This window comes from Methylosoma difficile (genome assembly GCF_054657615.1).
This window is the reverse complement of record NZ_BAAHYJ010000005.1, coordinates 107,279-125,811: the sequence shown is the minus strand read 5'-3', so window position 1 is coordinate 125,811 and position 18,533 is coordinate 107,279. Positions and strand designations below refer to the sequence as shown.

17 protein-coding genes are annotated in these 18,533 nt (G+C 48.3%); 15 read left to right on the top strand and 2 right to left on the bottom strand.

The window, feature by feature from the left end:
- Window positions 1–8: 8 nt before the first annotated feature.
- Together ACYQ1O_RS14035 and ACYQ1O_RS14030 are read right to left on the bottom strand one after the other, a co-directional pair.
- Window positions 9–1,613, bottom strand: a complete 1,605-nt coding sequence (locus tag ACYQ1O_RS14035) for a ShlB/FhaC/HecB family hemolysin secretion/activation protein (protein ID WP_459992579.1) — start codon at window positions 1,611–1,613, stop codon at window positions 9–11.
- A 364-nt stretch (window positions 1,614–1,977) separates the two neighbouring features.
- Window positions 1,978–3,699, bottom strand: coding sequence for a hypothetical protein (locus ACYQ1O_RS14030; protein WP_459992576.1), 1,722 nt, complete (start codon window positions 3,697–3,699; stop codon window positions 1,978–1,980).
- Between the two features lie 535 nt (window positions 3,700–4,234).
- Here ACYQ1O_RS14030 and ACYQ1O_RS14025 point away from each other — a divergent pair.
- The 15 genes from ACYQ1O_RS14025 to ACYQ1O_RS13955 all read left to right on the top strand — a co-directional run bounded on the left by ACYQ1O_RS14025 (window position 4,235) and on the right by ACYQ1O_RS13955 (window position 18,370).
- Window positions 4,235–4,735: a hypothetical protein gene (locus ACYQ1O_RS14025; protein ID WP_459992575.1), complete on the top strand. Its 501-nt coding sequence runs from the start codon at window positions 4,235–4,237 to the stop codon at window positions 4,733–4,735.
- Window positions 4,736–4,828: 93 nt separating this feature from the next.
- The gene (locus ACYQ1O_RS14020) at window positions 4,829–5,362 is read left to right on the top strand and encodes a type II secretion system protein N (RefSeq protein ID WP_459992573.1); all 534 of its coding nucleotides are present in this window, start codon (window positions 4,829–4,831) and stop codon (window positions 5,360–5,362) included.
- Between the two features lie 2 nt (window positions 5,363–5,364).
- Window positions 5,365–7,257 carry a type II secretion system secretin GspD gene (gene gspD / locus ACYQ1O_RS14015; RefSeq protein ID WP_459992571.1) on the top strand — a complete coding sequence of 631 codons (1,893 nt, stop codon included), beginning with the start codon at window positions 5,365–5,367 and terminating at the stop codon, window positions 7,255–7,257.
- 21 nt (window positions 7,258–7,278) lie between these two features.
- Complete coding sequence (gene gspE, locus ACYQ1O_RS14010) at window positions 7,279–8,814, top strand: type II secretion system ATPase GspE (RefSeq protein ID WP_459992569.1); 1,536 nt, start codon at window positions 7,279–7,281, stop codon at window positions 8,812–8,814.
- A 5-nt stretch (window positions 8,815–8,819) separates the two neighbouring features.
- Window positions 8,820–10,031 (top strand): type II secretion system inner membrane protein GspF, encoded by a 1,212-nt coding sequence (gene gspF / locus ACYQ1O_RS14005; protein WP_459992568.1) that lies wholly within the window; start codon window positions 8,820–8,822, stop codon window positions 10,029–10,031.
- Between the two features lie 44 nt (window positions 10,032–10,075).
- Window positions 10,076–10,504, top strand: a complete 429-nt coding sequence (gene gspG, locus ACYQ1O_RS14000; protein ID WP_459992566.1) for a type II secretion system major pseudopilin GspG — start codon at window positions 10,076–10,078, stop codon at window positions 10,502–10,504.
- A gap of 6 nt (window positions 10,505–10,510) precedes the next feature.
- Window positions 10,511–11,026: a type II secretion system minor pseudopilin GspH gene (gspH, locus tag ACYQ1O_RS13995; protein WP_459992565.1), complete on the top strand. Its 516-nt coding sequence runs from the start codon at window positions 10,511–10,513 to the stop codon at window positions 11,024–11,026.
- Window positions 11,016–11,372, top strand: coding sequence for a type II secretion system minor pseudopilin GspI (gspI, locus tag ACYQ1O_RS13990; protein ID WP_459992563.1), 357 nt, complete (start codon window positions 11,016–11,018; stop codon window positions 11,370–11,372). The genes gspH and gspI overlap by 11 nt, the downstream gene beginning before the upstream one ends.
- On the top strand, window positions 11,369–11,956 hold the full coding sequence (gspJ, locus tag ACYQ1O_RS13985; RefSeq protein WP_459992561.1) for a type II secretion system minor pseudopilin GspJ: 588 nt from the start codon (window positions 11,369–11,371) through the stop codon (window positions 11,954–11,956). The genes gspI and gspJ overlap by 4 nt, the downstream gene beginning before the upstream one ends.
- On the top strand, window positions 11,953–12,894 hold the full coding sequence (gspK, locus tag ACYQ1O_RS13980; RefSeq protein WP_459992559.1) for a type II secretion system minor pseudopilin GspK: 942 nt from the start codon (window positions 11,953–11,955) through the stop codon (window positions 12,892–12,894). The genes gspJ and gspK overlap by 4 nt, the downstream gene beginning before the upstream one ends.
- A complete protein-coding gene (gene gspL / locus ACYQ1O_RS13975; protein ID WP_459992557.1) occupies window positions 12,887–14,101 on the top strand; it encodes a type II secretion system protein GspL in 1,215 nt (404 codons plus the stop codon). Before gspK ends, gspL begins: the two co-directional genes overlap by 8 nt.
- Complete coding sequence (locus ACYQ1O_RS13970) at window positions 14,098–14,589, top strand: type II secretion system protein M (protein WP_459992555.1); 492 nt, start codon at window positions 14,098–14,100, stop codon at window positions 14,587–14,589. Before gspL ends, ACYQ1O_RS13970 begins: the two co-directional genes overlap by 4 nt.
- 209 nt (window positions 14,590–14,798) lie before the next feature.
- Complete coding sequence (locus ACYQ1O_RS13965; RefSeq protein ID WP_459992553.1) at window positions 14,799–17,366, top strand: FecR domain-containing protein; 2,568 nt, start codon at window positions 14,799–14,801, stop codon at window positions 17,364–17,366.
- The gene (locus tag ACYQ1O_RS13960; RefSeq protein ID WP_459992552.1) at window positions 17,314–18,114 is read left to right on the top strand and encodes a porin family protein; all 801 of its coding nucleotides are present in this window, start codon (window positions 17,314–17,316) and stop codon (window positions 18,112–18,114) included. The genes ACYQ1O_RS13965 and ACYQ1O_RS13960 overlap by 53 nt, the downstream gene beginning before the upstream one ends.
- A gap of 28 nt (window positions 18,115–18,142) precedes the next feature.
- Window positions 18,143–18,370, top strand: a complete 228-nt coding sequence (locus ACYQ1O_RS13955) for a hypothetical protein (protein ID WP_459992550.1) — start codon at window positions 18,143–18,145, stop codon at window positions 18,368–18,370.
- The last annotated feature ends 163 nt before the right edge of the window (window positions 18,371–18,533 follow it).

The window sequence follows — 18,533 nt, the reverse complement described above, 5'->3', positions numbered from 1 at the left end:
CCAGTGAATTAAAACTCACTAACAATATTGAAATGCACTTTAGGATCGCCACTTTTGACGGGATCCAAGTCAATCATTGGAAAGCCTACATCCAAATTGCCCGAGATAAACTTAAGCATTTGAATACGCATACCCACACCAGCACTGGCTAATTCATAGTGGGTTTTATTGCCAGGAATGGCATCTTTTATCCAACCCGAACCACCGTCGATAAAGACCAAGGCGTTCAATTTGTTGATAGCGTCAACACTCAGCGGCGCAAGATGCGGACTGAGCAACTCGAATGACGCGCTAACAGCGTTATCCGCCAACGCTTGGGTTTCAAAGTACCCTCGGATGCTTTGCATACCGCCTAAAGAGAATTGTTCGTTACTGATTAAAGGTGAATCCGCAGCTTGTCCGTTCAACTTGCCGATAAACCGCATATCCAAGGGCAAATCGTGCGTGTGTGTTACACCGGCGGTGATGAAGGCATAGTTGGCACGCGCCTTAAAGCGCTTGTTTTCAAATTCTGCCTGATCGTTACCGACGCCACGCAACGAGAAGTTAATGCCGGTGTTAAACGTGGTAAACGAACCTTTATCCCGAACCGAGCCGCTGTATTGCGCCATGAAAGGCACATAGGCAATCGGCGTTTTTAGCGAATCGCTGCCTTGAAGCACCAAATCTTCTTGGAAATCTTTGTAATCTGCGCCAATGGTGAAGCTGTGCGAATAGCTATCCAAACCCGTCAACGGTTTTACCAAGCGAATGCCGTAAATTTTACCGATACCTAAAACCGACAACGAACCGGCACTTGCCACTTGTGAACTGGATGACGAACTGACGGCATACAAAGCCAAACGGGCGCCACTATCTGTCAAAGGCATGGCATAAGTACCCGCCCAGACATCAACTTCTTGGCTTTCTTCTGGTGAAACTTGGTACATCAACGAGGCACTGTGCATTTTCTGCCATAAGTTGTCGTAATGGACCGACGAAATCAAACGCAGCAAACTGGTCGATGAGGTATTTCTGCCGTTAAGTTCCACTTTGCCATGCAAAGGCAATTCATCTTTAACTTTCAGATCGACTTCCAAGGTGCCAGGAGTTTCACCGGCACGTAAAACAGGGGTTATTTTCCGGTCAGGACTTTGTCCGCCCAATGCCGCCAGCTGTTTTTGCATAACCGGCAAGTTCGGCACTTTGCCTTCCGCCAATTCCGGTACGCCTGCTTTAATCTGCCCTAGAGAGAAATAACGGGCATCCTTAATTCTTAAACGCGAGACCTTGCCTTCAACCACTTGCAGGTAAACAACACCGTTATCGACATTTTGCTCAGGAATATCAACCGCCACGGTCTGATAACCTTTTGACCGGTATAGATTTTCAAGTGCTGTGCGCGCTTGTTCTACCGTATCAATGCTTTTTTTAGGCCCCAAAAAACGGTAGACCGTACGTTCAAGTTCTTTACGCTCAAGTAAAGTATTGCCTTTAACCCTTAACTCCATTAAGTCAAAAGCAGCCGCTGGCGCTTCGGCCTCCGCTGCATTGACTGTACTTAAACAGCTCCCTAAAAGGCATAAAGCCAAGGTGTTAAAGGCAATACTTTGCTCAAAATTTTTAAATCGCATAATTGTCGGCTTATCCGCTTACCCGTTGGTGTTTTGTTCGACGATGAAACTATCAATGCTTGATAGGTCGAACTGAATATAAACTGTTTAAATGAAAACCTAATTAAAAGGCAAACAATCCTGAATACTTTTTATAAGTTTCTAAACAATTGTATTTAATGGCTGTTATTTATTTTCAGCTGAAAAATCTGTGATGTATAACACAGCCCAATTGTATAGTCCGCCATGTTAAATTTTGATGACACAAATATGACAAAAACTACAAAACCCCTAAAAAGGGTCAAGCCAACCGCCTAAGACGGTTGGCTTGACTGACTTCGGACTAGTCCTATCTAATGTCGCCTGATTGCTCAAGCCGCCATTATTAAGGTACTAAAACAACGCCTTGTGAATTGTTCGCAGGGTTGTTTGAGTAAACCAATGGGTTACGGCAAGCATTTGATTGAGTAGCTGCTGTAGTGCCTGGGTAAATCGCATAACTGATTGGGTTGATTGGGCTGGCGAGGTTAACAATGCCAGTCGTTGGCGCCACGTTGGTAGTTGACGGAACAGCCAATACACCACTCATACCAAAAGTATGGTTTGCAGTGTTGGTGTTAATCACGCTCAATACAGTTGGCTTAGTGAAAGAAGTAATAATTGCTTTAACTAAGTTCAAATCATTGCCAGCCAATGGATTGGTTGTATGAGTGGTGCTTCTGTAAATATAATCCGCTTCGACCCAATCAGGGTATCTGCCGTTAGCAATGTTTTGCAAAGTTGGCGTAGCACCGTCAACTTTGATGAAACGGTAACCTGAAGAAAGGCTAGCGTTTTTATCCAACGCTTGGTAGCCAAGCGCCCAACGGGTTGCAGTAGCCGCAGTTGAACCATAAGCAGTACCTGGGTTGAAAGAACCCGCTGCCAATTTAGTTTGGTCACCAGTGTTCAACTCATCCAAACATTCAGTCAAACCGCCGCTAGATGACATTGCATGGACGATAGGTCTAACTGCTGTTTCCAAGATAGGCGTAGCACTATAATCGGTTTGTCCTGATTCGCTAGAACCGCGCCAGTCAGCATTTTGCACAGAGTTAACACCTGAAGTTGAACAAACAGTGTTCAAGAATCTTGCGTTAAACTGGGCTTTAGTACCTGAACCGATAGCACGTGTACAAAGATGGATTTTTGAGCTGGCTGGTTTGTTGGCAGTGCTGGCATTGGCAAACAAGTTGCTGCTTGCGCCGACTTTCAATTGAGTCCAATCTCTGATTTTGCCTGCGCCTTTAACTGGAACAGTCAATGGTGCAGTTGGTTTTGGGTATGCAGCAAAAATGTCAGCAATCAAATCTGAGTTCATGTTTGGCATACACGCTTCGGTTTCTGAGCCAACGCAAGCGTTGCCCACGCCGAATTGCGCTTCTTGCAGAGCGTTACGCAATTTTGTGTTAGCAACGATACCAAAAGTAACGCCGACAGCGGGTGTTACTTTGTAGCCAGCAGTGAATGCTGGTGTGCCAGTTGGCGCGTTTTCACTAGCTACTGTGAACAAGTTGGCGCTGGTGTCAGACAAACCGAAAGTTGGTACGGTTGTTGTGTTGTTTGGAGTAGCAGCAGAGTTTGCAGCATAGTTACAGTTGGTTCTTGTGCCGAAAACAGTATCCGCAACACCTGTAGTACAAGTTTGTCCTGCATCCGCTTTCAAGAATTCGATAGCCACTGCGTTAGTGACAGGATAAACACCTTGCAATGAACCACCGTTGTTACGTTTGAACAACAAAATTTCAGAGTTGCCAGTAGCTGACATATAAGAAGCCACTGAAGTGTTAGCGGCATTCAAGTTACAGTAGTAAGCTTGTTGGTCGCTACCGCCGGTTGCAGCATCAGCATATTTTCTAGCTGAACCAGAAGCACAGATTGAATTGGAAGAAGTGTCCAACATTGCTCTTTCAATAACTTCCTGCAAAGCAGAAGAACCTGAAAGATAAACAACAGCAGTAACGCCAGCAGACAAATTTGGTGTGCCGTTAGCATTGAAAGATGTTGCGTTGGCAGCGCCACCGAACAAAGCCGCTGCCACAGCAGCGCCTAATAATAACTTTTGCATTTTTATTCCTCGTAAGATAAAGATATTTTTCTACCTAATGCCCATTAATTTGCGTTAGGTAGCCAATTGATAAAACTTGAAGAAAGATTTCTGCTGCACCCATTCAAGGCGGCCGGCATTTACCTAAATCAACACTCCTTATAATCTGGCAAACTAGCCTTCCGTGTTTAAGCAACCTGAGCTACAATCGACCCGTCGTTAATACACAAGCCCTGCCGCCCACACCCACAGCCCTTAAGAGAGTTTTCTCATGACCCCTTAAGCACTGGCACGTGCTTTCAACTCGCATTATTGTTTCACAGCGCCTAATTTTTTTTCTTTACATCTTCGTTAAATTTTGCTGAAACGTATTACAAACGTATTACGTTTGGGTTTTTGCCCGCCAAACATTGGCCTGTCGTATTACTGTAATAATTTTCCTTTATCTTTTGCTTTTGCCAGCTTTCATAACAACCTCCTTCCGAGTTCTTGTTTTTTTGATTAATTTTTTTGTTGGCTCGTATTGGTCTTAAGCAATAAACAAAGGAATTAAGCGTTGAATGACTTAAAACAAATCATTTCCCTGCGTATCATCAACAGTGACCGCGCGGCAGTGCAGGCTATCGCCAGCCGGCTGTTTGTTCGGGAATCTGATATTTACCGCTTTTCAATCAACTATATGATTAACCGGTTTCACTGCCTTTTTGATGATGCCTGTACCGGTAGCGATTTGCTGCCTGCCATGCTTGAAATCAGGGCTGAAATCAATAACACCTTGGGGCTTAAGCGCAACCAGCTAGAAAAGATCATTAACGGCAACAATATAAATGCCGATAAATATGTTGCGATGTGTGATATTGAGTTGCTGCTGGTGCCGTCGCATTTGCTAAAACAACGGCTCAGCAAGCTGGATGATAATTTTCGGGGCCATCTTGATGCCGACGAATGGCTAAAGAGTTATCTGACTGAAAAATATAAACTTGATGAAAATATCAAAAATAAGCCTTTTGAGGACATTCCAGCAGCTATTTTTGATCGTCAACTCATTGATCCTTAGGTTTGCCGCGAGATCGGGCAACACCTTAAAATTAGTAACCTAATCAGTCAAAAACCCTTCTGCCGTTTTGCTTTAACCGGATTATTTAGCATTTTGAAAGCATCAGCACTTTTTAGGTTAATCAAAACCAGCAACCCTTATCCATTGGTGGCGGGCGTTTTCTCGCTGCTTTGCCTGATCGCCAGCCTTGCTTCTGTGCTTTCGAAGCCAAAATCTGCAGCTCTCATTCCTACCCGCACCGAAACAGGCCTTGAGCAAGAACCATTGGCGAGCGGACAAAACGGGCCGGATTTTTTGCAGATAAGCGAATGGCATCTCTTAGGCCAAGACAGCAACCCCGTCAGCAATACCGAAACACCGCCCGAAACGCAGCTACAGCTCAAATTGATGGGCGTGTTCAAGCTAGCCAATCACCCCACGGCAACCCGCGCCATCATCCAATCGGAAGACAATGTCCAAAAGATTTACCGGCTTAACGAAACCTTACCGGGCGGTGCTGTTTTAGAAGCGATTGATAATGACAAAGCCACCTTGTTAGTTGACAATCAACGCGAATCCTTAAGCTTACAAAAATTTAACGACGACTCCCAACCTGCGGTCGAAGACCCTTCACTATCAGCACAATAGCCATGCCATTCCGCTTATTAATCGGACTTATCTTTGTTTTGACCAGCACTTTTTCATGGGCCGAAAAAGACGAGTTTTCGCTTAACCTCAACGATGTGGATATGCGGGTCATGATTGACACCGTTGCCGACATTACCGGTAAGAATTTTATTGTTGATCCGCACGTTGTCGGCAAAGTCAGCATGATTACCGCCAAACCCATGCGGGCTACGCAGATTTACCAGATTTTCCTGTCGATCCTTAAAGTCCATGGTTTTGCTGCGGTGGCGAATGGCAATGTCGTCAAAATCGTACCCAATATTTCCGCCAAACAGGAAAGCACCACGCTGTTGCCCGAAGGCGGCGAAGACGATTTAATGACCAAAATCATCGAGCTGCATTTTGTTGACGCCGCCGAGATGGTGCAAGTGCTGACGCCGCTTGTGCCGCAACACGCCTTCATTTCCGCTTTTCCAAACAGCAATGTCATCGTCATTTCCGACACGGTCGGCAATGTTAACCGTTTGGTGGACATGATTAGCCGCATCGACAAAAACGGACACCAACAAATTGAAGTCATCGCCTTACAAAATGCCAAGTCACTGGATGTTGTCACTTCGATCAACAGCCTGTTGACCGCCAAAAGCGCAGGTAAAACCGGCAATTTCTTGCCAACACTTTCTGCCGATGAACGCTCCAACAGTGTCCTGCTCAGTGGCGATCCCAACAGCCGTTTGGAAATTCGCGCCCTGATTGAGCATTTGGACAATCCGGTAGAAAAAACCCTTGGCAACACAGAAGTCATTTACCTGCATTACGCGGTTGCCAAAGAACTGATGGCGACGTTAACCGGCACCAAAGCCAGTAAAGACGGCAAAACCGACATCAACAACCAAGCCAAAACCGAAGCCAGCACCAAAAAGAATGTCGATATACGCGCCGACGATGCCACCAATGCGCTGATTATCACCGCCTCTGAAGAAGAAATGCGCTCGTTAAAAGCCGTTATCAAACAGCTGGATATTCGCCGCGCACAAATCCATATCGAAGCCATTATCGCCAAAATTGACTTCACCAAAGAACAGGAAGTCGGGGTGGAATGGCATACCAAGCAATTGACAAACGGCATATCCGCGAATGCCTTTACCAACAACTTGGGCGACTTTGTGACCAACAGCGCCAAAACTTTCAGTGTCGGCTATTTGGTGGGCGGTGAAATACGCGCGCTTTTGGCTGCCTTTGCCAAAGACACCAACGTTAATGTGTTATCAACCCCGTCTGTGGTCACGCTAGACAACGAAGAAGCCAGTATGATTGTCGGGCAAAATATTGGCGTCAAAACCGGTAGCATTTCCAGCAACGCCAGCAGTAGCGGCTTGGCCGGCGCAGCCACCACCTTCCAACGTCAAGATGTCGGCACCAAGTTGACCGTTACGCCATTGATTAACGAAGGCAATGCCGTCAAACTAAAAATCAAGCAAGAAGTCTCCAGTGTCGTCAAAGGCACAAACAATGACGACAGCGGCCCGACCATCGACAAAAGCGAAATCGATACCGCTGTTTTGGTGGACGATGGTGCCATTCTGGTTTTAGGCGGCTTGATTAGTGACGATGTCCAAGAAACGGTCACCAAAGTTCCTCTGTTAGGAGATATTCCTTATATTGGGCATCTGTTCCAAGACCGTACGTCCAACGTCACCAAACAAAACCTGATGGTGTTTTTGCGCCCGCATATCTTGCGTGACCCCGTGCAATCATCCCAACTGACCAACAACAAATACAACGACATCCGCAGCCGCGAGCAAAAAGCCGGTAAAAATGGCGTTTACCTGATGCCCAATGAGCATCCCCCGTTATTGCCGGAAGTAAAGCCTAGCATTCCCAAATACCCTGCCGTTAAACCGCAAACACATTAATAATCGGGTATGGAAACGCCAATGATCGCCACTGCCGACGACCCAAACGCTATCGCACCAGTAACCGATAGCGATGACCTGAGCCTTAGGCTGCCTTCTTACAGCTTTGCCAAGCGGCATGGCGTGTTGGTCAGAATCGACGGCAATGGCGCGGTCAGCGTGGCTTATTTGGACAAAACGTCCAGCCAAGCCCTGTTTGAAGTCCGCCGGCTGATCGGGGTCGCCGCCAAATTTGAAAAAATCCCTGCCGAAAACTTCGATTTACAACTACAAGCCGCTTACGAACAAAAAACCGGCCAAGCCCAGCAAATGATTGACGATTTGCACGGCAACGCCGATTTGGCGGACATGGCGCAGCATTTGCCCAAACCCGAAGACTTAATGGAAAGCGAAGACGAAGCGCCCATTATCCGCCTCATCAACGCCTTGCTGACCGAAGCCATCAAAGAAAACGCCTCGGACATCCATATAGAATCTTACGAAACCCGCATGGTGGTGCGTTTCCGCGTCGACGGCGTCTTACGTGAGATTATCGAACCGCAACGCGAATTCGCTTCAATGGTCGTGTCGCGGCTGAAAGTCATGGCGAAACTGGATATTGCCGAAAAACGCTTGCCGCAAGACGGGCGCATTTCTTTGCTGTTGGGCGGACGTACCGTGGACGTGCGCGTCTCCACCCTGCCCTCCGGTTATGGCGAACGCGTCGTACTGCGTTTGCTGGACAAACAAGCCAACCAGCTCAGCCTGAAACAATTGGGTATGGCGGGGCGCGAACTGGCGACCATCGAGCAAATGATCCACCGCCCACATGGGATTATTCTGGTCACCGGTCCGACCGGTTCCGGCAAAACCACCAGCCTTTACGCCGTGCTTAACCAGCTGAACGAACGTTCGCGCAATATCCTAACGGTGGAAGACCCGATTGAATTTTACTTGGACGGCATCGGGCAAACCCAAGTCAACAGCAAAGTGGAAATGACTTTCGCCAAAGGCTTGCGCGCCATTTTGCGGCAAGACCCCGATATTGTCATGGTCGGCGAAATCCGCGACCGCGAAACCGCGGAAATTTCCGTACAAGCCAGTTTGACCGGTCACTTGGTGCTGTCCACTTTGCACACCAACACCGCCATTGGCGCGATTACCCGTTTGCGTGATATGGGTGTCGAACAATTTCTGCTCGCCTCCAGTTTGGTCGGCGTGATCGCACAACGTTTGCTGCGGAAATTATGCCCGGTTTGCAAAAAAGTATCTAACATCCCTGCTCAGGATTTGCTTGCTTTGGGCTATCCTGCCCAAGCGAACGAAATGCTCACCGTTCACGAACCGGTCGGCTGCGACCAATGCAAACACTCCGGTTACAAAGGCCGCGCCGGTATTTTTGAAATTGTCGCCATCGACAGTACCTTACGGACAATGATTAACGAAGGCCAAGGCGAACACGAACTGGATCGCCACGCGCGTTTGTCCTCGCGCAGCATCCAACAAAGCGCGTTGGAAAAAGTCTTGGCGGGTGAAACCAGTGTGGATGAAGCCATCCGCATTACCCAAACAGAGTAAGTAGCATGGCGGCATTCGAATACCAAGCCATCAACGCCAAAGGCCAATCGGTAAAAGGTGTCTATGAAAGCGACACCGTCAAACTGGCGCGCCAGCAATTGCGTAGCCAAGGCCTGACCTTATTGGACTTGAAAGAAGTCCAAACCAAAGAACACAAAACCCGCAGCCCGTTGTTCAACCACCGCATCGGCATCCGGCAAATGGCGCACATCACCCGCCAATTGTCGGCTTTATTGCGCTCGGGTTTGGCGATAGACGAAGCTTTGGGCATTATCGCGCAGCAATTGGAATCCTCAGGCAGCAAACGCGTGTTGCTGGGCATCCGCTCGCGGATTTTGGAAGGCCAAAGTTTTGCCCAAGCTTGCCAAGCGTTTCCCAGCACTTTTACGCCTTTGTACCGCGCCACCATTGCCGCTGGTGAATCGTCGGGCAAACTCGACCAAGTCTTGGAACGACTCGCCGATTACATCAGCGACAAAGGCCAAATCCACCGTAAATTGCAAATGGCGATGATTTATCCGCTGATGCTGACCTCCGTATCCATTTTGGTGGTAATCGGCTTGCTGGCTTATGTGGTGCCGGAAATCACCGGCGTGTTCGACAAAATGGACCAAAAGCTGCCGGACATTACGGTTGCCTTAATTGCTTGCAGTGATTTTTTAAAAAACAATGGCTTGTATTTATTGATTGGCCTCATCGCCCTGTCCGCCAGCGCCCAAGCCCTGCTGCGGAACGCCAATAACCGCTTAAAATATCATCGTTTTTTATTGACCGCGCCACTGCTGTCAAAATTTACCAAAGGCATCAACACCGCGCGTTTTACCCGCACCTTGGCGATTTTGACCAACAGTGGCGTGGAACTGCTGGAAGCGTTGAAAATCTCCAGCCAAGTGTTATCGAACAACGCCATGGAAAAAGCTGTGGAAAACACCGCGCTGCGCGTCCGCGAAGGCCAAAGCCTAAACAAAGCCTTGGAAAAAACCGGCCTGTTTCCGCCGGTGACTATCCATCTGATCGCAAGCGGCGAAGCCAGCGGGCAATTGCCGCGTATGCTCGCCAACGCCGCCGACGACCAAGAACGGGAAATGGAAGCCTTAACCGAACTGACGATGGGCTTGTTTGAACCCGCCCTGATTTTATTCATGGGCTTGGTGGTGCTGATGATTGTCTTGGCAATTTTGTTGCCAATTTTTGAGATGAACCAGTTGGTCCACTAACCCGTTTGATTGTATTTGCTACCCCAACCTTTTTTGGCATTCCTATGAAAACAAAACAAAATGGTTTTACCTTAATCGAAGTCATGATCGTGGTCGTGATCTTAGGCATTTTAGCGTCCATCATCGTCCCTAAAATCATGGGCCGACCCGACGAAGCCCGCATCACCCGCGCCAAGCAAGACATCCGCGCCGTGGGCGCCGCCTTGGACTTGTACCGATTGGATAACTTCAGCTACCCGACCACCGAGCAAGGCTTGGAAGCCCTCGTCACCAAACCCAGCGGCTTGGCGGCAGGCGCACACTGGAAAAAAGGCGGTTATCTGGACAGCGCCCCGACCGATCCTTGGGGCAAACCTTATTTGTACCTGCAACCGGGTACGCACGGCGAATACGACTTGTACTCGCTAGGCGCGGACGGCATCGAAGGCGGTGCAGACGCCGGTGCGGACATCACCAATTGGGAATTGAAATAACCCGCCATGAAAGGCTTCACGCTGCTGGAAGTCATGATTGTCGTGGTGCTGATTGGCATCATCAGCAGCATGAGCCTGTTGGCGATGGGATCCGGCGAGCAAAGCCAATGGCAACAGCAGGAAGCGGAGCGCCTGCTCGAACTGTTTAAGCTCACCTCGCAAGAAGCCACCGTACGGGGTTCGCCGCTCGCCGTCGAACTGTGCAAAGACGGCTACCGCTTCCTGCAATTTCAGGACGAACAATGGCAGCCAGAACTGCACGATAGTTTATTCCGCCAACGCAGCTTGCCCGCCAAACTGCAACTGGCTTTGCGGATTAACAACAAGCCCATTAGGCTGGACACGTTGGCACAAACCGGTTTTAACAACCAACAACCGCAGATTGTTTTTACGCCCGACGGTAGCATCAGCCCGTTCCAAATCCATATTGCGCTAGAAGGCGAAAGCCAGTTGTTCAGCCTTGCCAACACCGCAAAAGACGGACTGTTGATTCAATCGCCCGACTCCCGCCATGAAAAATAACGGCGGCTTCACCCTGCTTGAGGTTTTGATCGCGCTTGCCATCTTGGCGATTGTCATGATGAGCTTGATAAAAATCAGCGCTGACAACACGCGCAACCTCTGGCATTTGGAAAACAAAACCCTCGCCAACATCATCGCGCAAAATCACGCCACCTTATTAAGGCTAAGCAAAGACAAGCCCGAACACGAAGATGGCTGGGAAACCTTGGCGGGACGCAAATGGTATTGGCAAACCCAGCGCCCCACCACACCAGGCGCGGGCGGTTGGCAATACCACATTAACGTTTATCTGGAAGGCGACAAAGCGCCGTACAGCGAACTGTCGATTTTAACGCCATTACAATGAATGCCCGTCAAAGCCTAGGCTTCACCTTATTGGAACTGCTGATTGCCATTGCCGTGTTTGCCATCATGTCCGTGATGACTTACGCCGGCCTGAGGATATTGTTGGACACCAAGGCTGCCACCACCGAAAAATCGGCGCAGCTAGAAGCTTTGCAAATGACCTTGTACCTGCTCAACGAAGACTTAAGCCAAATCGCACCAAGACCGGTCCGCGATGAATATGGCATGTCCGAACCCGCGTTTAGCAGCAACAGCAACAATGGCAACTTGCTCACCTTAACCCGCACCGTACCGCTCTGGTCAAAATACCAAACCGGCAGCCAACTGCAGCGGGTCAGCTATCGCTTAGAAAAAGGTGAGCTGTACCGCTTGGTCTGGAACAGCCTTGACCGCACCCAACAAAGCGAATTCCAACGCCGCAAACTGATGAAAGCCGATCAAATCCAACTGCGCTTTTTTAATAATGCGTGGGCCGACCTGTGGCTGGCGGAAGGTGATTCGGTATCGATCCCCCAAGCCATAGAAGTCCGCATCAACACAGCCAATGATGGCATCATCCCGCGTTTGTTTTATCTGCACGAATGATGGCTGCCCACATCCGCCAACAAGGCATTGCCTTGATAACCGTATTGCTGGTACTTGCCATTGCCACCGTTGTGCTGGTGTCGATGTCCACCAGCCGGCAACTGGACATCCGCCGCACCGATAATCTGATGACCGCCGCACAAGCCTTCGAGCAAGTTTATAACGTTGAAACCTGGGCGAAAAATGTCCTGCAAGCCGATGGCGCCAATAACAAATCAGACAGCTTCGAAGACCCGTGGACGGAACCGCTCAGTACATCAACGCCGCATAACGGGCAGCTAACCGCCCACATCAGCGATTTGCAAGGCCGCTTCAACCTCAATAATTTGCTGGTTGATAATGAAGTCAACGAACGGGATGTAAAACGCTTTAAGCGTTTGCTAAGCCTTTTAGACATCGAACCGCAGCTTGTCGATGCGCTTTTGGATTGGCAAGACGGCGACAGCAACATCCGCTTCCCTGAAGGCGCTGAAGACGAAACCTATTTGCGCGAACAACCACCCTACCGCAGCGCCAACCGCATGTTGGCTGATGTCTCGGAATTGTTGCTCATCAAAGGCATAAGCCGTGAAGACTACACCAAACTGCTGCCTTATGTTTACGTCAGCCCGCAGTATGCCGCCATCAACATCAACACCGCCGACCCGCTGATTTTGCAAAGCTTGGCGGAAAAAATCACCGAAGAACAGGCGCAAAATCTGGCAAAAACCGTCAGCCGCACGCCCTTCACGCAAATACGGGAGTTTTTGAAGTTGGAAGGTCTGGCGGGCAAAGGCATCAACGAGGACGGCCTTACCGTCATCAGCAATCATTTTTTACTTTCTTGCAACATAAAAATAGGCCGTCTCAGCCTACAATTTGACTCGCAATTCAATCGTCTGCAAAGCGGACAAACACTCTTAGTTAAAAGGCAACGGAGAAGTCCCGTCAATGGCTGAAAAAATACTGGCCCGAAAACATCCGGATCGCGATGGCGATTACCAATGGCTGATGCTTAGCCCCCACAACCGCGCCTGCCAAGCAGGCAGCCTGCAACAATTAGCGGAAGCTGCCCGCGATAGCGAAGTCATCCTATTGGTTCCGGCTAGCGAAGTGCTGCATTTGCTTATCCAGCTGCCCCTCCAATCTAGCCGGCAAATTGCCAAAGCCTTGCCTTATGCCATTGAGGACTTGTTGGCGCAGGAAGTTGAAACTTACCATTTGGCTTGGCATAAACTGGCGGATGGATACATTGCTGTTGCGGCAATCGACCAACTCCAACTTCATCAACTGCAAAATGACTGCCAGCAAATGGGCATCCATCTGTCTGGCTTGTATTCGGAAGCGTTGTTTGTGCCCGAAGATGGCGACAATATTCATGTTGTCATTGAAAACAAGCACGCCAGCTTACGTTTTAAGCAGTGGCTGGGCGGTCATATCGAGTTGGATTTATTGCCTTTGTTGGTCGAAAAGCTCATTGACGAGCAGCAACTGCCCCCCCATTTACAGCTATGGAAAACGGATCCAAGCACCGAACTGGCTTGGTCGGACTCACTCAGCATTGAAGAACACACTTACGAATCCGCCTTACTATTGTTTGCCGGACAGCTTGGCAAAAAACCGGCACTGAACTTATTGTCTGCCGACTATCGCTACCAAGCCGCCAGTCAACGCCCTTGGCTGGCTTGGCTGCCTACCGCCGCCCTGTTGCTGCTGGCAGCGGGCGTACAACTTGGCGCGGACTTGCAACACTACTGGCAAAGCCAAAACCAATTGCAAGCTTTGGAAACCGCCAACCAAGCGCAATTTCACGACGCTTTTCCAAACTTAAAACGTATCGTCAACATGAAAGCGCAAGCCCAACAACAGCTGGCAGAATTGCGCCAACATGCCGGACAAAGCCACGCCGACGGTTATCTGTTCTTGCTGTACAAAGCAGGCGAAGCCTTAAATGCCAGCACACCTGAACAAGCCCTGCAAATCCAAAGCATAGACTTCACCAACAATATCCTTAATTTAGGCGTAAGCGGCTCGGATGTCGCACAACTTGAAGCCTTTAAACAAACACTGGAACAAACCCCAGAGATTAAAGCCGATATACGTGCCGCTGAAACCGGCAATAAAGGCTTACAAGCGCATATCGACATCAGCAGGCCTGCCTCATGAATGATTTTTTTAACAAACTTTCCAGCCGCGAATGGCTGTTATTGACGGGTGGCTTAGCCGTTTTGCTGTTTACCGGCCTGTATGCATTTGTCTATATGCCTATTCTCGACGAACAGAAAAAGCTGGATGTTGCCATTGAAAACCAACAGCAAATCCGTGTGTTTTTGGCAGCGGCAAGCACAGAAGCGGCGAGCCTTAGGCAAAATCAAATTGAACAACCCGACGACGCCAACAACACCGAGCAATCCCCGATGGCGATAATCGATGCCAGCAGCCAGCAGCTGGACATCAAAGCCTGCATTAAACGCATCGCCCCCGATGACAGCAACCTAACCAGCCTTTGGCTGGAAAAGTGTCCTTTCGACAAACTGACCTATTGGTTAGCCATTTTGCAGAAGCAGCATGGTTTGGCGGCAACCCAAATCCAGCTCACACGAGACCAAACCATCAACCGCAGTGTTAGCGGAAAACTGCAACTGGGTAAATGAACCTAATGCTGCAAATATGCGGTAAATCTCGTACTCGGCGAGTCCTGCTGAATACCATTAAGCCGTTAATTTAGCTAATAGAGTTAAGTTTTTTTGCTATCGTATACACAAATTAATATGTTAGTTGCGTAGACTTTTTTTTTATGACTACAATTAGCCATATAGCCAATCTTAATTGATAGCCAAACGAAAAATAACGGCCCAAAAAAGTGAAATCCTTAACAAAAAATACAAACCATTTCCTTATTCTGGCACTCATAACCACAGCGCCATCCTATTCTTTTGCCGCCGAAAAATGCTCGCCTTGGCTTGCTAAAATTGAATCATTGGAAGGCAAAGTAGACAGCCAAAACTATGGCAGCCCTGAGTGGCTACAAGTCAAGCTTAATGATATTTTTTGCCCCGGCGATAAAATCCGTGCGGGTGACCAAAGCCGCTCGACACTCCGGCTTAAAAATGAATCGGTTATCACGCTAGACCAAAACACCACTATCAGTTTTTCCGAACCGGAAGTGGATAAAGTCACGTGGTTTATCAACCTCCTTCAAGGCTCGACCTTTTTTAGAAGCCGCCATCCGCAGCACTTAAACGTCCATACGCCTTATGTCAACGCCGTACACGAAGGCACCGAGTTCTTAGTAACGGTAGATAACAGCAAAACCAGCATTGCCGTGTTTGACGGTTTGGTTTCCGCACAAAACAAACAAGGCAAAATCAGCATTGGCAAAGGCCAAAATGGCATTGCCCCTGCGCAAGGCATTCCTGAAGTTCACGCCCTTAACATCAGCCCAACCGATGCCGTACAGTGGGCATTGTATTATCCGCCCATTTTCGACAGCCAAGGCCAATCGTCTAAACTCAATGCCATCAATCAAGCCGCAACGGCGCTTAACGCCGGACGCGCTGACATTGCAGGTATCATTATCGACAGCATTCGCCGTAACGATCCGGGCAACAGCGATGCCTTAGCACTACAAGCCATTATCGCCGTTACCAAAAACCAACAAAACCAAGCCTTGCAACTGGCTAAGGATGCCATCCAAAAAAATCCGCAATCGGCGGGTGCACAAGTGGCGCTTTCATATGCCCTTCAAGCCTCTTTAAAAATTGAAGATGCCCTTGCTGCCGTACAAGAAGCCGTCAAATTGTCGCCCAACAACAGCTTGGCTTGGGCGCGGTTGGCAGAACTGCAATTATCAACTGGCAAACACGATGCGGCACTTGTTTCCGCACAAAAAGCACAGGGCTTAAATCCCCACTCATCAAAAAGCCAAACCGTGATGGGCTTTGCCATGCTGGCATCAAGCCAAATAGACGAAGCAGAGCAAGCCTTTCTACAAGCCATCAGTTTAGATTCTGCCGACCCGCTACCTCGTCTCGGTTTGGGGCTGGCAAAAATCCACAACGGCAATATTGAAGGCGGCAAAACCGAAATGGAAACCGCCGTCAATCTTGACCCAAATAGCTCCGTGATCCGCAGCTATTTGGGCAAAACCCATTACGAACTTAAAAACCAAGACTATGCCGGCACCGAATATCAGCTGGCTAAAGAACTGGACAGCAAAGACCCCACCCCTTGGTTCTACGATGCCATTTTAAAGCAAACCATCAATCGTCCGGTTGAAGCCTTACAGGACATGCAAAAAGCCATTGGGCTAAACGGTAACCGTGGCGTATATCGCTCACAGCTCTTGCTGGAGAATGACAGCGCCGCACGTAGTGCCAGCTTAGCGCGCATTTATAACGACTTGGGCTTTCAGCAACGCGGATTACTGGAAGGCTGGCAAGCCGTCAACACCGATCCCAGCAACTATTCGGCGCATCGCTTGCTGTCGGACAATTATGCAGCCCTGCCCCGCCATGAAATTGCCCGCGTCAGCGAACTGCTCAAAGCTCAGCTATTACAGCCTATCAACCTGACACCGGTACAACCCCAAACGGCTGAATCGAATATTTTGTTGTTAAATGGCTTAGGTTCATCCATCACCTCATTTAATGAATACAACCCTTTATTCAGCCGCGACCAACTGGCGCTGCAAGCTTCTGGCTATGTAGACGGCAACAACACCAAAAGCGACGAACTGGTCCATTCCGGTGTTTGGAAGAATATCTCTTACAGCCTTGGGCAGTTCCATTACGATACCGACGGCGAACGCCCTAACAACGATCAGAAAAAAGATGCCTACAACGTCTTCGTACAAAGCCAAATCAGCACAAACACCAACGCCCAATTTGAATACCGCCGGACGGAACATCAATATGGCGACATCACCCAAGGCTTTTTCACCAACCGCTATTCGTTATTCGACAACCACCAAAAACTAACCGACACCTTCCGTGGCGGGTTGCACCATGCTTGGAGCGAACGATCCGATACGCTCATCTCGGTTGTCCATAAAGATGAGACCTCTAAAACGTCAGAGGCATCGCAAGGTTTGCACTTTGATACAGGGGACACCAACAATGGCACACAATATGAAATGCAACAAATGCTGCGTTTTAATAAATTTGACCTAACTGCCGGCATGAATTATTTGCTGAGCCACCAAGGCGAACAAACGTTTTCTATTGATCTGCCTGACCACCTATTCCACTTCACATCTGAAACAGACCATAAAGCCTTTTATCTGTACTCGAACATCAAAGTCATTCCAAAACTGCTTGCCACCGTGGGTTTTTCTCAAGATTTCTTACAACAAAACAATAGCTTAAGTGCGCCATTTTTTGACTTTTTTACCCCAACCATCGGACGCGCAACTGGACAAAAACCCAGCTAATCCAAAGTTTGGCCTGATATTTTCACCAACAGAAAACACCACACTAAGATTTGCAGCATTCCGCGCCCTTAAACGCGGCATTATCCAAAAACAAACCTTAGAGCCCACCCAAGTAGCTGGTTTTAACCAATTTTATGATGACCCTGATGGCACTCTCGCCAACAAGATTGGTTTTGGTGTAGACCATAAACTTAGCAACAACTTATTTATGGGTGCTGAGTTTTCCCGTCGCGAACTGGATTTGCCGGTTCCCAGCGTTGAAAACCTCTATTATTTTGGCAAAACCAATTGGGCTGAAAACAATGCCCGCTCTTACTTAAACTGGACTTTAAGCAGCAAAATTGCTGTCGGTTTAAATTACAATTTTGAAGAATTACAAAGAAAAAAAGATGGTTTCTTTGAAACAACGAACGGTGATTCTAACTTTTTTAGCCAGTTAAACACGCACCGCACCCAAGTATTTGGCAATTTTTTTCACCCATCTGGCCTGCTATCAAAGCTGAGCCTTTCCTATCTCAATCAAACGGGAACATTCTTAAACGACGATGGATCCTTTAGCCCGCAAGCCACAGACTTTTGGTTATTAGACGCTGAAATAGGCTATAGGCTTCCCAACCGCCACGGCTTGCTGGCTATTGGCGTAAAAAACTTATTGGACGAACGCTTTAATTTCCAAGGTACGGATGTAAACAATCCAAGATTGCCGCAAGGCAGTCTCATTTTCAGCCGAGTGACGTTGTCATTCTAATATCTGCCTAAATTATAAGGGGAATATAATGGAATCTGATTTTGAAAATAAACCATCCAAACAACAAAAATTGATGGCTTTTATGAAACGCAAAAAACGGGCAATTATTTTGACCGCTTTAACCTGTTTTGCCCTTGGAACCGCCGGTTCGTTCTTTATTGAACTCAGCTATGCCGGTACATGCAAGTCAACTGTTTGTACCAATGGCTTTAAATGGATCACGATCAGCGGCACAAGAATCTGTGTATCCTGTTAAATAACACTTCGCGGGATTAGTCATGGAAATAATGACTAACCCCGCGAATAAAAGGCACTTCTTAGGTTGCCGCCTAATTGTCAGCACGCAACAGATATGCCTAAACCCATTTATCTTTCATTAAAAATTAAGCCTTGCAAACCAAGTTACAGTGGAAGTATAA

Coding starts and splice junctions, on each gene's coding strand:
- ACYQ1O_RS14035 (WP_459992579.1), bottom strand. CDS start 1,613: ATGCGATTTAAAAATTTTGAGCAAAGTATTGCCTTTAACACCTTGGCT.
- ACYQ1O_RS14030 (WP_459992576.1), bottom strand. CDS start 3,699: ATGCAAAAGTTATTATTAGGCGCTGCTGTGGCAGCGGCTTTGTTCGGT.
- gspD (WP_459992571.1), top strand. CDS start 5,365: ATGCCATTCCGCTTATTAATCGGACTTATCTTTGTTTTGACCAGCACT.
- gspE (WP_459992569.1), top strand. CDS start 7,279: ATGATCGCCACTGCCGACGACCCAAACGCTATCGCACCAGTAACCGAT.
- gspF (WP_459992568.1), top strand. CDS start 8,820: ATGGCGGCATTCGAATACCAAGCCATCAACGCCAAAGGCCAATCGGTA.
- gspG (WP_459992566.1), top strand. CDS start 10,076: ATGAAAACAAAACAAAATGGTTTTACCTTAATCGAAGTCATGATCGTG.
- gspH (WP_459992565.1), top strand. CDS start 10,511: ATGAAAGGCTTCACGCTGCTGGAAGTCATGATTGTCGTGGTGCTGATT.
- gspI (WP_459992563.1), top strand. CDS start 11,016: ATGAAAAATAACGGCGGCTTCACCCTGCTTGAGGTTTTGATCGCGCTT.
- gspJ (WP_459992561.1), top strand. CDS start 11,369: ATGAATGCCCGTCAAAGCCTAGGCTTCACCTTATTGGAACTGCTGATT.
- gspK (WP_459992559.1), top strand. CDS start 11,953: ATGATGGCTGCCCACATCCGCCAACAAGGCATTGCCTTGATAACCGTA.
- gspL (WP_459992557.1), top strand. CDS start 12,887: ATGGCTGAAAAAATACTGGCCCGAAAACATCCGGATCGCGATGGCGAT.
- ACYQ1O_RS13970 (WP_459992555.1), top strand. CDS start 14,098: ATGAATGATTTTTTTAACAAACTTTCCAGCCGCGAATGGCTGTTATTG.
- ACYQ1O_RS13955 (WP_459992550.1), top strand. CDS start 18,143: ATGGAATCTGATTTTGAAAATAAACCATCCAAACAACAAAAATTGATG.